Raw genomic sequence first — 12,907 nt, forward strand, 5'->3', positions numbered from 1 at the left:
GGCGAGGAACGGTCATGGTCCGGTCACATTCGCCGCTCGGAGCGGTCATGAAGCGCTGTGAGCATCCTCTGCATCCCCGCGAAACGTCCGGGGAGCCGCCCCCACGGAACGTCCGGGGAGTCGCCCCCACGGAACATCCGAGGGGGCCATCCCTCCCGCGACCGCGTCCGGGGAGAAGGAGAGGCCAGACCGTGTCAGCGCTGCTCGTGTCGTCGTCGTCCAGCCCCGTGCGCCGCGCACGGAACCGGGGCCCGGCCCTGGAAACCATCCCCCCGAAGACCTATCGCGCCTTTCTCGCGTCCCCCGAAGGCCGGGCCCTCGGCCCCGGCTTCCTCCAGTGCCCGTCCTGGGCCGACGTCAAGGAGGGCTGGCACTCCCGACTGCTCGGCTGGGGGCCCGATCCGGGGGCGGGCGCGCTGACAGGGGCGGCGTTGGTGCTGCTGCGTCAGTTCCCCGGTACGCGGAAGTACTTCGCCTACCTCCCCGAAGGGCCCGTCGTCGACTGGAGCGACCCCGACGTCGACGACTGGCTCGATCCGCTGCTGGAACACCTGCGCCGTGCGGGGGTCTTCGCCGTGCGCATCGGACCGTCACCCGCCTACCGGCGCTGGGACGCCGCCCGGCTCAAGCCGCTCGCCGGCCCGGGCCGCCGCCTCGGCGACATCCTGGCCAGCGAGGTCGATCCCCTCGGCTCCGCCGTCGCCGACCGGCTGCGGGTCAGGGGCTGGCGGCGCTGCGGTGGCGACGGGACGGGCCAGGGCGGGGATGCCCAGCCCCGCCACGTCTTCCAGGTACCGCTCGCCGGACGCACCCCGGACGACTTGTGGGCCGGGCTCAACCAGGAGTGGCGTCGCAATGTGCGCCGGGCCCGGAAGGAGGGCGTGGAGGTGGTGGTCGGCAGTGCCGCGGACCTGCCCGAGTTCAGCCGCCTGCTCACCCTCACCGAGCGTCGCGACGGATTCCGTCTCGGCCGCTCACTCGCGTACTACGAGCGTCAGTACGCCGCCCTCAACGCCGAGGAACCGGGCCGCATGAAGCTGTACCTCGCCCGGCACCGGGGCGAGATCCTGGCCGCCCACACGATGATCACCGTGGGCCGCCGGATCTGGTACCAGACCGGCGCGTCGGCCGACCACCGCCGCGAGGTCCGGCCCTCCAACGCCCTTCAGTGGCGGATGCTGCTGGACGCCCACGCGACCGGAGCGGACATCTACGACATGCGCGGTGTACCCTCCACTCTCGATCCGGGCGAACGTGCGTACGGATTGCTGCGGTGGAAGCTCGGCACCGGTGGTCAGGTCGTCGAGACGTCGGGGGAATGGGAGAGGTCAGTGGGCGGTAGCGCCAACCATGCGCTTCACCGTGCCTTCCAGGCCTACCTGAACCGCCGATGAAGCAGACGTCACCGACGACGCGCACCGACCCCGGCGCCGCGGTCCCGCCGGATACGAAGACGACGGTCACCGCTCCGCGCGGCAGTGCGGTCATGGCTGCCGGATCCGTCGTCGCCCGCGCCACCGGTTTCGCCCGGTCCGCTGTGGTCGCGGCGGCCCTGGGCACCATCGGGCCGACCGCCGACGGCTACGCGGTCGGCAACGCCCTGCCCACCATCGTCTACATGCTGCTGCTGGGCGGCGCGCTGAACGCCGTCTTCGTGCCCGAGCTGGTGCGGGCCGCGAAGGAGCACCCCGACGAGGGGGTGGCGTACACCGACCGGCTCGTCACCGTCTGCGTCGTCGCCCTGTCGGTCATCACCGCGACCGCGGTGTGGGCCGCCCCCGCCATCGTCGACGTCTATACCGACTACACCGGCCGACAGTCGGCGATGACCGTCGCGCTGGCCCGCTACTGCCTGCCCCAGATCTTCTTCCTGGGACTGTTCACGCTGCTCGGACAGATACTCAACGCACGGGGCCGGTTCGGCGCGATGATGTGGACGCCGGTCCTGAACAACGTCGTCGTCATCGCCGTCTTCGGCCTCTACCTGGCCCTGTCCCTGGGTGGCGGGGACACCCTCACACCGACCGGGACGGCCCTGCTCGGCTGGGGCACGACCGCCGGTATCACGGTCCAGACGCTCGCTCTCGTCCCGGCCCTGCGCGCCACCCGCTTCCGCTGGCGGCCCCGCTTCGACTGGCGCGGCAGCGGCCTGACCCGGCCCCTGCGGGCGGCCGGGTGGCTGGTGCTGCTGGTCCTCGCGAACCAGGCCGCCTACTGGGTCACCACCCGGCTCGCCACGAGCGCCGGCCTCGACGGCGGACCAGGGTTCGGCGCCTACAACAACGCCTACGTCCTGTGGGTCGTACCGCACGGCATCATCACCGTGTCCGTGGTGACGGCGCTCCTGCCGCGGATGAGTGCGGCGGCGGCCGACGGGGACCTCGACGGTGTGCGGCGCGATGTCTCCCACGCCCTGCGGGTCTGCGCCACCGCCGTCGTGCCGGCCGCCTGCGCGCTGCTCGCCCTCGCCGGGCCGGTGACGTCCCTCGTCTTCGGGTACGGCAGGACCAGCTCTGCCGACACGGCCGCCCTGGCCGGGATCCTGATGGCCTTCGCTCCGGGGCTGATCGCCCTGTCGGGCCAGTACGTCCTGTCCCGCGCCTTCTACGCGCTCTCCGACACCCGCACGCCGTTCCTGCTCAACCTGGTGATCGTCGCGCTCAACGCGGGACTGTCCCTGGCCGCCGCGCACCTGCTGCCGGCGCGCTGGGCCGTCACGGGCATGGCAGCGGCCTACTCGCTGGCTCTGTGCGCGGGCTGGGCACTGACCGGCAGGGTGCTGTGCCGCCGGCTCGACGTCGTACGGCCCCTCCGGTCGTCCCCCGTGGCCGCTCACGTACGCCTGCTGCTCGCCGCCGTCCCCGCCGTCGCGTTCGGCCACCTCGCGTACCTCGGGGCGGCACGGGCGGGAGCCCTGGCCGCCGCCGTCGCCGGCGCGGCCGCCGTCGGCCTCGCCTTCGCCCTGCTCGCCCGTCCGCTGCGACTCGCCGAACTGAACGCGCTGCTTTCGCGTGTACACAGTCGGCGGCTCCGGACCTGACCCGCCCACCACCACCGAGGGAGAAACAGCCGATGTCCCGCGTGCTCCTCGTCGAGGACGACCCCTTCGTACGTGAGGGGGTCCAACTCGGTCTGCGCCGACGCGGCCACGACGTACGAGCAGCCGGAACCGGCGAGGACGGCCTCGCCGCGCTGGCCGAGTTCCGCCCCGATCTGCTGCTGCTGGACCTGATGCTGCCCGGCATGACCGGCGTACAGGTCTGCCGGCGGATCCGGGAGCACAGCCAGTTGCCGATCATCATGCTCACCGCGCGCGGCGACGACTTCGACGTGGTCATCGGTCTTGAGGCCGGTGCCGACGACTACATCGTCAAGCCCGCCCGGCCCGAGGTGATCGACGCCCGGATCCGTGCGGTGCTGCGCCGCATGGACGACGGCTCGACGGGGCGCCCGGCCATCGAGGTCTACGGCGACCTCACCATCGACCGGGTCGGGCTCACGGTGTCCAAGGCCGGCCGACCTCTGACGCTCGCTCCCTCGGAGCTCAGACTGCTGCTGCACCTGTCCGCCGCTCCCGAGCAGGTGTTCAGCAGGCAGCAGCTCCTGGAGAACGTCTGGGAGCACACCTTCCACGCCGACGGCCGACTGGTCGACGCCTGCGTCGCCCGACTGCGCGGCAAGATCGAGAACGAGGTCGGCAGCCCGCGGTACGTCCAGACCCTGCGGGGCTTCGGCTACCGCTTCGGCCCGCTGTGACCACCGTCCCCCGCCCCGGCCGCCCGCGCGGCGGCGGGAGCGAGCGAACGGACGGCGCGGGGCCGGCCGCACACCCCCGTGAGCGTTCGCGGGTCAGGGCGTTCGGTCTCCGCACCCGGCTGCTGGCCGCCTTCCTTCTGGTCGCCGCGGTCAGCGCCGGCACGACGTCCGCACTGACCTTCCGCGAGGCCCGCAACGCGCTGCTGAAGACCTCCCAGGACACGGCCGTCTCGACGTTCCGCGACCAGGTTCAGCGGACGGGCTGGGGGCTGCCCGTCCAGGAGGAGGGGCTGGAGGACTTCCTGCGCGACCTCGCCCGCTCGGGCAAGCCGCGCCCCTGGGTGGTGTTCGCCGAATACGGTTCGATCCGCGCGTCCTCGGGCGAGAACCCGGTCTCCACCGTCATCACCCCCGAACTGCGCCGGGCCGCGACAGGCGCCCGGTACGGCAGCTTCGAGCGGGTGGTCAAGGACGGCGTCCCCTACCTGACCATCGGCATGCCCACTGTTTTCCGAACCGGGCCCCACAGTGAGCTCCCCACCGGGCTCGTCCTGTACGCCGTCATGCGGATGACCGACGAGCAGATCAACGTGGAAGCCCTCCACATCGCCGCCCGGAACGGCGCCCTGCCCGGCCTCGCGGTCGCGCTCGTGCCCGCCCTGCTCGCGGCGCGCAGTGTGCTGCGTCCGGTGCGGGAGCTGCGCCGTGCGGCCAGGAGCATGGGCAGCGGCAGACTCGACACCCGCATACCGGTACGTGGCAGGGACGAACTGGCTGACCTGGCCGACACGTTCAACGAGTCGGCGGGCGAACTGGAGCGCTCCGTGGGTGAACTGCGCGATGCCGAAGCGCGTGCGCGCCGCTTCGCCTCCGACGTCTCTCACGAACTGCGCACCCCTCTCGCCGGGATGCTTGCCGTCACCGAGGTCCTCGACCAGGACGCGGGCCGGCTGGACCCCGACACCGCCCAGGCGGTCCGGCTGGTCAGCGCGGAGACCGGAAAGCTGGCCGTGCTCGTCGAGGACCTGATGGAGATCTCCCGCTTCGACGCCCGCGCGGCCGAGCTGAACTCCGACGAGATCGATGTCGCCGAGGCCATCCGCAAGACCCTCCAGGCCCGGCGCTGGGCGGACGACGACCGGATCCGCACCGAACTCCCCCCGGACGTCCGGGCCCGGCTCGACCCGCGCCGCTTCGACGTCGTGATCGCCAACCTCGTGGGGAACGCGTTGCGGCACGGCGGCGCGCCCGTCACTGTGCTCCTGCGCACCGAACCGAGCTCCTCGGGCACGCTCGCGCTCGTCGTCGAGGTCGCGGACCGCGGCCCCGGCATCCCCGCAGCCGCGCTCCCGCACATCTTCGACCGCTTCTACAAGGCCGACGCGGCCCGCACGCGCTCGCCCGGCAGTGGCCTGGGCCTGGCGATCACCCTGGAGAACGTGAATCTGCACGGCGGCACGATCCGCGCGGGGAACCTGCCCCGCGGGGGTGCCGTCTTCACCGTCGAGATACCGCTCCGTGCCGAGGAGGCCGCCAGATGAGACGTACGCGGTGGCGCGGTGTCGCGAGGGGGCGTGCGTGGTGGCGCGGCCTCGCCACGGCCGTCGTCGCCACGGTCGGGGCACCGCTGGTGGGGGGCTGCGGGATCCAGGACTCCGACGTCATCGAGGCGGGCGGCCCCGCGACGGTCGAGGCCTTCCTCAACCGTGACGCCGACATGCTGCTCTTCTTCCTTTCCCCGGACGGCGGGTTGAGTCCCGTGATCCGGGATGTCACTCCCTCGGCCGGGTTCGGCGACGAGTACGTCGAGCCGGGCGCCGTCGAACGGGACCCCTCCGGGCCGGCGGGCCCCGCACCCACGGAGAAGGTCGTCCTGGCGCTGCTCTCCGGGCCGGCCGAGGCGGACCGGGCCGCAGGTCTGACCACGGCGCTTCCCGCTGTCCGCGAGAAGGGAACCGTGAAGGTGGAGGTCTCCTCGGACGGCAGGGTCACCGCCCGCCTGCCCCTCGCCGTGCAGGGACTGGACGCCACGGCCGTACGCCAGTTGACCTGCACGATCGCCTACAACCAGGCCACCGACGGCCGGGGGGTCGTGACGCTGAGGGGACAGGACGGGGCGCAGAGGTCCGGTTCCTGCGCACTCGCCTCGGGCACGTCCGGCTGAGAACAGCTCCTCGGCCGGACGCCCGTCAGAAGAAGACCCCGCACCGCAGCAGCACGTTCGCGTACGGCCGGGCTTCCCCCGTCCGGACGACCAGGCGGGCGGCCGGCGTCAGCGCCTTCACATCGTCGTGCGGCACCAGTTCCAGCCAGGGGAAGTGGGTGTCGAGGAGCGCCGCTGCCTCCGGGTTGGCCTCCCGGATCTCCTCGGCGGCCGTCGCGCCCTCGACGACCAGCTCGTCGAGCAGGCCGTCCACAACCTCGGCGAACGACGGAGTGCCGGCGCGGAAGGCCAGGTCGACGACGCGGGGGCCGGGTGGGATCGGCATACCGGCGTCGCAGATCAGGACGGTGTCGCCGTGGCCGAGTTCGGCGATGGCTCCCGCCAGATGGCGGTTGAGGATGCCCGACTTCTTCACAGCGCGTCGACCTCCTCCAGCGTCGGGAACGACTCCTGCGCCCCCCGAGCCGTGACCGCCGCCGCGCCCACCCGCACCGCGAAGGCCGCCGCCTCCCGCAGGTCGTCGCCCCGGCCCAGCCGCCAGGCGAGGGCAGCCGTGAACGCGTCCCCGGCGCCGGTCGTGTCGACGGCCTCCACCTTCGGGCTGACGAGGTGGTCCAGGGAGTCCGTTCGGCTGTCGGCCACCAGGGCACCGGCCGCGCCGAGGGTGACCACGACCGAGCGCGGTCCCAGCGCGAGGAGCGCCGTGGCCCAGTCGTGCGGCGTCTCCCCCGCGTCCTCGCCCAGGATGTACCGCGCCTCGTGCTCGTTGACCACCAGCGGATCGCAGGCGGCGAGCACCTCCTCCGGGATCGGGGCGGGCGGCGACGGGTTGAGGACGAAGCGGGTTTCCGGCCCCCGGCCGCGTACCGCCTCGGCCACCGTTGCCGGCGGGATCTCCAGCTGCACGGAGATGACCCGGGCGGCCGCCAGCAGCGGGGCCGCCGCCCGGACGTCCTCGGGTGTGAGGAGTGCGTTGGCGCCGGGCGAGACCACGATGCTGTTGTCGCCCGAGGGGTCGACGGTGATCAGCGCGACGCCCGTGGGTGCCCCGCCCACCAGGACGCCGTCCGTTTCCACGCCGGCCGCGCGCTGGGTCTCCAGCAGCAGCCGTCCGTGGTCGTCGTCGCCGACCCGGGCGAGCAGGGCCGTCCTGGCGCCGAGGCGGGCGGCGGCCAGCGACTGGTTGGCGCCCTTGCCGCCGGGGTGGACGGCCAGGTCGGAGCCGAGGACCGTCTCGCCGGGCGCGGGGCGGCGCTCGACGCCGATCACCAGGTCGGCGTTGGCCGACCCGACGACCAGCAGGTCGTACCGGTCGTCGGGGGCGTTGTCGTGCATGTGCGTGCTTCCTGCTTTCGTCGGTCCGGGATCACCGGAATCAACAGGCCGGTTCGCGGGAGCGGTTCAGGAGAACCGGTACGCGGGCCGGGTTCACGAGAAGTCGGCGACGTTCTCGCGGGTGACCACCTTGACCGGCACCTTCACCGTGCTTTCCACCTTCTCGTCCTTCGCCGCCCTCACGGCGTTCTGTACCGCGATCTTGCCCAGTTCGGCGGGCTGTTGGGCCACCGACGCGTAGAGCGTGCCGGCCTCGACCGCCTTCAGTCCGTCCGGGGTTCCGTCGAAGCCGACGACCGAGACGGACTTTCCGGCCTTGTTGCCGAGCGCCTTGACCGCGCCGAGCGCCATCTCGTCGTTCTCGGCGAAGACTCCGGTGACGCCCGGGTGCGACTGGATGAGGTTCGTCATGACGTCCAGGCCCTTGGTGCGGTCGAAGTCCGCGGGCTGCTTGGCGACCACCTTGATGTCCGGGTACGCCTTCAGCCCCTCGGCGAAGCCGGCTCCGCGCTCACGGCTGGCGGAGGTGCCCGCCGTGCCCTGGAGGATGACGATGCTGCCCTTGCCGCCGAGCTTGTCGGCCAGCGCGTCGGCGGCGAGCTTGCCGCCCGCCACGTTGTCCGAGGCGACGAGCGTCGCGGTGTCCGCCTTGTTGACGCCCCGGTCGGCGGCGATCACGGGGATGTCCGCCTTGTTGGCGCTGCGGACGCCCGGTCCGACGGCGTCCGAGTCCACCGGGTTGACGATGATCGAGGAGACGCCGGAACTGGTGAAGTTCTGGAGCTGGTTGGCCTGCTGGGAGGCGTCGTTCTGGGCGTCGGTGACGGTGAGGTCGATGCCCGCCTTCTCGGCCTCGGCCTGCGCGCCTTCCTTCATCTGTACGAAGAAGGGGTTGTTGAGCGTGGAGAGCGACATACCGACCTTCGTCGTGCCGCCGGAGGAGCCGGAGTTGAAGAAGGAGACCGCTCCGACGACGATCGCCACGCAGAGTGCCGCGCCGCCGAGTTTGAGCACGTTCCTGCGGCCGGACCCGGGTGCGCCGGGCGCGGCGCCCGCCGAGGAGGCCGCTCCCGAACCGGCCTTGCGGCGCAGCGTGTCCAGCAGGACGGCGAGCGCGATGACGACGCCGATGACGACCTGCTGCCAGAACGCCGACACGGACAGGAGGTTGAGGCCGTTGCGGAGGACGGCGAGGATGAGCGCGCCGATCAGGGTGCCGGATGCCTTGCCGACGCCGCCGGCCAGGCTGGCGCCGCCGATGACGACGGCGGCGATGGCGTCGAGTTCGTACCCCTGGGCGGCCTGCGGCTGCGCGGAGACGAGGCGTGAGGCCAGGACGATGCCCGCGACGGCGGCGAAGAGGCCGGACAGGGCGTAGATGACGATCTTCTGGCGCTTGACCCGGAGCCCGGAGAGCCGGGCCGCCTCCTCGTTGCCGCCGATCGCGTACATCGAGCGGCCGATGAACGTGCGGCCCAGGACGATCGCGGTGATCAGGCCCATCGCGATCATCACGAGGACCGGTACGGGGAGCCAGCCGCCGAGCGTGTCACCGAGCCGCGAGACGGACTCGGGGAAGGCGATCGGGCTGCCCTGCGAGATGACCAGCGAGAGACCGCGGGCGATGGAGAGCATCGCCAACGTCGCGATGAACGGCGGGAGTTTGCCGTACGAGATGAGCGCGCCGTTCACGAAGCCGCAGGCGATGCCGGTGGCGATCGCGAGGACGACCGCGAGGACGACCGGCACGCCCGCCGATGTCGCCGACCAGGCGAGGACCGTCGCGGACAGGGCCGCCACCGAACCGACGGACAGGTCGATGCCCGCAGAGACGATGACGAAGGTGACGCCGAACGCGAGGATGGCGGTGACGGCGGCCTGGACGCCGACGTTCAGCAGGTTCTGGGTGGTGAGGAAGTCGCCGGAGAGCAGCGACATCGCCACCACCAGGACGACCAGGGCGCTGAGCGCGCCGTTGTCGAGCAGGACGCGGCGTATCACGGAGGTGCCCCCTACGCCCGTGTCACTCTTGAGTGTCTCAGTGGCCACGGGGGCCCTCCTCTTCCTTCTTCGGTGCGGGGTGTTCGGTGGGCGCGGGTGCGTCGGTGGGCGTGTCGGCGGGGCCCTGGGTGCCGACGGCGAGGGCCATGACGGCGTCCAGGGTCGCTTCGTCCGCGGGGAGCTCCCCGGCGATCCGGCCGTGGGCCATGACCAGCACCCGGTCGCTCATGCCGAGGACCTCCGGCAGATCGCTGGAGATCATCAGGACGGCGTGGCCGGAGGCCGTCAGCTCGTTGATGAGCTGGTAGATCTCGACCTTGGCGCCGACGTCGATGCCCCGGGTGGGTTCGTCGAGGATGAGCACCCGGGTGTCGGCCAGCAGCCACTTGCCGATGACGACCTTCTGCTGGTTGCCGCCGGAGAGGGTGCGGACGTGCTGGCCGAGGCCGGACATGCGGACGCCGAGCTGCTTCGCGATGCGGGCGGCGGCCGTGCGCTGGCCCTTGAGGTCCACGAGCCCGGAGCGGGTCGCGGAACGCAGGGTGACCAGGCCCAGGTTCTCCTGCACGGAGGCGTCGAGGACCAGGCCCTGGCCCTTGCGGTCCTCCGGTACGAGGCCTATTCCGGCGCCCATGGCCGCCGGAACGTCGTGCCGGGCGAGGCGTTCGCCGCGTACGTCGACGGTGCCGGTGTCGTACGGGTCGGCGCCGAAGACCGCGCGCGCCACCTCCGTACGCCCGGCGCCGACCAGTCCGGCGAGGCCGACGACCTCACCGGCGTGCACGTCGAAGCTGATGTCGTGGAAGACGCCGTTACGGGTCAGCCCCCGCACGGACAGCAACGCGTCGCCCGCATCGGGGCGTTCGCGCGGGTACTGCTGCTCGATGCTGCGGCCGACCATGAGCTGGACGAGTTCGTCCTCGGGGGTGGAGGCCGGGACCTGGTCGACGCTGCGGCCGTCGCGGAGGACGGTGACGCGGTCGCCGAGTGCGGCGATCTCTTCGAGGTGGTGGGTGATGAAGACGATTCCGACGCCGTCCTCGCGGAGTCGGCGCACGATCGCGAAGAGCTTGTCGACCTCCTCGGAGGTGAGCACGGCGGTCGGCTCGTCCATGATCAGAACGCGGGCCTCCAGGCTGAGCGCCTTGGCGATCTCCACCATCTGGAGCCGGGCGATGCCCAGTTCACGGACCTTGGCGTCGGGGCGTACGTCGACGCCGACCCGGCGCAGCAGCTTCTCCGCGTCCTGGCGCATCCGGCGGTGGTCGACGAGCCCGAAGCGGCGCGGCTGGCGGCCCAGGAAGATGTTCTCGGCGACCGTGAGGTCGGGTACGAGGTTGAACTCCTGGTAGATGGTCGCGATCCCGAGCCGTTCGGCGTCCTGGGCGCCCTCGATGCGGACCTCGCGGCCCTCGGCCAGGATGCGGCCGCGGTCGGGGCGGTAGGCGCCGGAGAGCATCTTGATGAGGGTGCTCTTGCCCGCGCCGTTCTCGCCGAGCAGGACATGGACCTCGCCTCTGCGGAGGTCGAAGTCGACGTTGTCGAGCGCCACCACGCCGGGGAAGGTCTTGCGCAGACCTTCGATGCGCAGCAACTCGTCCGGCACGGTGGCCGGTTGCTCCTCCAGTGGGGTCACCGGTCGCTCCTCTGGTTCGTTGCGGCCCCGCCGCACGAGCGGCGTACGACGAGGCGGGCGGGCAGGGTGACGGACTGCGGGGTCCGCCCTTCGATCAGATCGGCCAGCGCGCGCACGGCGGCCCGTGCCAGGTCCGCGGTCGGCTGGGCGATGGCGGTGATCGGCGGATCGGTGTGGACGAACCACGGGATGTCGTCGAAGGCGGCGAGCGCGATGTCGTCGGGGACGCGCAGGCCGTGGGCCCTGATGGCGTCCAGCGCGCCGAGCGCCATCAGGTTGTCGGCCGCGAACACGACCTCGGGCGGGTCGGGCAGGGCGAGGAACCCCTCGGTGGCCCGGCGCCCGCTGGCCGCCTGGAAGTCGCCCTGCCCGATATAGGCGTCGGGCAGGGCGAGCCCGAGCTCCCGCATCGCGTCCCGGAAGGCCTCGACGCGCTCGTTGCCGGTGGTGGTGGCCGCGGGCCCGGCGATGATGGCGAGCCTGCGGTGACCGAGTCCGTGCAGATGCGCGACGAGATCCCTGACCGCGCCCGTACCGTCGGCCCGGACGACGGGAACGTCGATGCCGGGGATCCAACGGTCCACGAAGACCATCGGCGTACCGCTCGGCGCGACCTCGCGCAGCACCGGGGAGCCACCGTCGGCGGGCGATACGAGAAGCCCGTCGATCCTGCGGTCGATGAGCGTGCGGATGTGGTGGTCCTGGAGCTCGGGCCGCTCGTCGGCGTTGCCGATGATGACGCTGTAGCCGAGGGCGCGGGCCTCCTCCTCGACGAAGCGGGCCAGCTCGGTGAAGTACGGGTTGAGCACATCGCTGATGACCAGCCCGAGGGTGCGGGTCTGGGCCGTGCGCAGCGAGCGGGCCACCGCGTTGGGCCGGTAGCCGAGGGCCTCGACGGCGGCGAGGACGCGCCCTCGCGCCTCCTCGCTGACGGACGGATGGCTGTTCAGCACGCGCGAGACCGTCGCGACGGACACTCCCGCCTCGGCCGCGACATCCTTGATGCCCGCCATGTCCGGACCACCTCCCTGTGGTTTCCGTACACCTCGAAACCTGGGGACGATCGGCGACGAACCGGTGACGGCCGGCGGCACGACATCCGTGGAATCGATTACACGGATGATTGGAATCGATTACATGGCCGAAATCAAGACCCCCTCCCGTGGCCGAGACCGGATCGTGACGGAGGGGTGGGAGCGCGGGCGTGGGAAGGACGCGGGACGGACGGACCGTGCCGTACCGCGAGTGGCGCCCTCGCCGAAGTGAGTACCAAGTCGCGCCCGGCCGAGTCGTACACCTCAGGCGCGGACGGCGGGCGCCCGGCGAGGATCGGCGCATGGATCCCCGCACGTATGACGCCCTCTACCGGCCGGCCCGGATCGCGCCTCCGCCTCGGCGCCCCGGCGTGGTGCTGCTGTCCGCGGCGCTGTGGCTGCTCACCGCGATGTCGCTCTCCTGGCTGTGCTTCCTGGTCGGGATGACGGCGTTGTGGGGCGCGGCGTCGGGCGCGCCGGTCGGCGGCTTCCTGCTGTGCTGCTCGGCGGTCCTGTGCGGTGGCGCGGGCATGTTCGTCGCGGTCTGCCGGGCACCGCCGGTGCGGCGTATGTCCGGTGACGGACGCAGCCTCCTGCTGGGAGCTCTGGCCTGCCCGGCCCCCCTGGTCCTGGCGACGGTCGCGCTGTTCTCCGTCGGGTGACCGATTCCGCCGCGCGCGCTGCCCCGGCCCACGCCGCGGGGCCGCGCGGCAAAGCAAAAGACCCCACCTGAAGTGGGGTCTTGCTGGTCTGGTGTCCGAGGGGGGACTTGAACCCCCACGCCCGATAAAGGGCACTAGCACCTCAAGCTAGCGCGTCTGCCATTCCGCCACCCGGACAAGGTGTCTGTCGTTCGCGGTGTGTTCCCCGCGGCGACATGGAAAACAATACCAGGGGTTCGGAGTGCGTTTCACCTGCGTATCCGGTGCATATCTGGTGGTCAGTGCGGTGCGGCGTGCCGATGCGACCTCGGCCTCCCCG

Annotated in this window: 11 protein-coding genes and 1 tRNA gene; 6 read left to right on the forward strand and 6 right to left on the reverse strand. The window is 72.0% G+C overall.

Annotation, left to right across the window (positions count from 1 at the left end; translation table 11 throughout):
• Positions 1-191: 191 nt before the first annotated feature.
• From AC0VY3_RS22020 to AC0VY3_RS22040, 5 genes are read left to right on the forward strand one after another with little or no spacing between them, the layout of a single operon-like run.
• Entirely contained in the window at positions 192-1,394 is a 1,203-nt protein-coding gene (locus tag AC0VY3_RS22020) for a lipid II:glycine glycyltransferase FemX (protein WP_103508668.1), read from the forward strand.
• Positions 1,391-3,040, forward strand: a complete 1,650-nt coding sequence (gene murJ, locus AC0VY3_RS22025) for a murein biosynthesis integral membrane protein MurJ (RefSeq protein WP_475550391.1) — start codon at positions 1,391-1,393, stop codon at positions 3,038-3,040. Before AC0VY3_RS22020 ends, murJ begins: the two co-directional genes overlap by 4 nt.
• Positions 3,041-3,072: 32 nt before the next feature.
• Positions 3,073-3,756, forward strand: a complete 684-nt coding sequence (locus AC0VY3_RS22030) for a response regulator transcription factor (protein ID WP_103508667.1) — start codon at positions 3,073-3,075, stop codon at positions 3,754-3,756.
• Positions 3,753-5,297, forward strand: coding sequence for a sensor histidine kinase (locus tag AC0VY3_RS22035; RefSeq protein WP_103508666.1), 1,545 nt, complete (start codon positions 3,753-3,755; stop codon positions 5,295-5,297). The genes AC0VY3_RS22030 and AC0VY3_RS22035 overlap by 4 nt, the downstream gene beginning before the upstream one ends.
• Positions 5,294-5,920: a hypothetical protein gene (locus tag AC0VY3_RS22040; protein ID WP_103508665.1), complete on the forward strand. Its 627-nt coding sequence runs from the start codon at positions 5,294-5,296 to the stop codon at positions 5,918-5,920. Before AC0VY3_RS22035 ends, AC0VY3_RS22040 begins: the two co-directional genes overlap by 4 nt.
• A 25-nt stretch (positions 5,921-5,945) precedes the next feature.
• Here AC0VY3_RS22040 and rbsD read toward each other — a convergent pair whose 3' ends face one another.
• The 5 genes from rbsD to AC0VY3_RS22065 form a co-directional block, all read right to left on the reverse strand.
• Positions 5,946-6,335, reverse strand: a complete 390-nt coding sequence (gene rbsD / locus AC0VY3_RS22045) for a D-ribose pyranase (protein ID WP_103508664.1) — start codon at positions 6,333-6,335, stop codon at positions 5,946-5,948.
• Complete coding sequence (locus AC0VY3_RS22050; protein WP_475550392.1) at positions 6,332-7,255, reverse strand: ribokinase; 924 nt, start codon at positions 7,253-7,255, stop codon at positions 6,332-6,334. Before AC0VY3_RS22050 ends, rbsD begins: the two co-directional genes overlap by 4 nt.
• 93 nt (positions 7,256-7,348) lie before the next feature.
• Positions 7,349-9,304 carry an ABC transporter permease/substrate-binding protein gene (locus AC0VY3_RS22055; RefSeq protein WP_475550393.1) on the reverse strand — a complete coding sequence of 652 codons (1,956 nt, stop codon included), beginning with the start codon at positions 9,302-9,304 and terminating at the stop codon, positions 7,349-7,351.
• Positions 9,294-10,892 (reverse strand): sugar ABC transporter ATP-binding protein, encoded by a 1,599-nt coding sequence (locus AC0VY3_RS22060; RefSeq protein ID WP_475550394.1) that lies wholly within the window; start codon positions 10,890-10,892, stop codon positions 9,294-9,296. Before AC0VY3_RS22060 ends, AC0VY3_RS22055 begins: the two co-directional genes overlap by 11 nt.
• Complete coding sequence (locus tag AC0VY3_RS22065) at positions 10,889-11,905, reverse strand: LacI family DNA-binding transcriptional regulator (RefSeq protein ID WP_103508660.1); 1,017 nt, start codon at positions 11,903-11,905, stop codon at positions 10,889-10,891. The genes AC0VY3_RS22060 and AC0VY3_RS22065 overlap by 4 nt, the downstream gene beginning before the upstream one ends.
• Before the next feature lie 323 nt (positions 11,906-12,228).
• On the opposite strand from AC0VY3_RS22065, the gene AC0VY3_RS22070 reads away from it, so the two are divergent.
• A complete protein-coding gene (locus tag AC0VY3_RS22070; RefSeq protein WP_103508659.1) occupies positions 12,229-12,588 on the forward strand; it encodes a hypothetical protein in 360 nt (119 codons plus the stop codon).
• An 89-nt stretch (positions 12,589-12,677) separates the two neighbouring features.
• On the opposite strand, the gene AC0VY3_RS22075 is transcribed toward AC0VY3_RS22070, so the two are convergent.
• Positions 12,678-12,765: transfer RNA gene (locus AC0VY3_RS22075), tRNA-Leu, on the reverse strand.
• Positions 12,766-12,907 lie beyond the last annotated feature (142 nt).

This window comes from Streptomyces sp. iso_384, assembly GCF_056172905.1.

Bases quoted from the DNA above. Each gene is read 5' to 3' on its own strand.
- murJ (WP_475550391.1), top strand. From the start codon at position 1,391: ATGAAGCAGACGTCACCGACGACGCGCACCGACCCCGGCGCCGCGGTC.
- AC0VY3_RS22030 (WP_103508667.1), top strand. From the start codon at position 3,073: ATGTCCCGCGTGCTCCTCGTCGAGGACGACCCCTTCGTACGTGAGGGG.
- AC0VY3_RS22040 (WP_103508665.1), top strand. From the start codon at position 5,294: ATGAGACGTACGCGGTGGCGCGGTGTCGCGAGGGGGCGTGCGTGGTGG.
- AC0VY3_RS22050 (WP_475550392.1), bottom strand. From the start codon at position 7,255: ATGCACGACAACGCCCCCGACGACCGGTACGACCTGCTGGTCGTCGGG.
- AC0VY3_RS22065 (WP_103508660.1), bottom strand. From the start codon at position 11,905: ATGGCGGGCATCAAGGATGTCGCGGCCGAGGCGGGAGTGTCCGTCGCG.
- AC0VY3_RS22070 (WP_103508659.1), top strand. From the start codon at position 12,229: ATGGATCCCCGCACGTATGACGCCCTCTACCGGCCGGCCCGGATCGCG.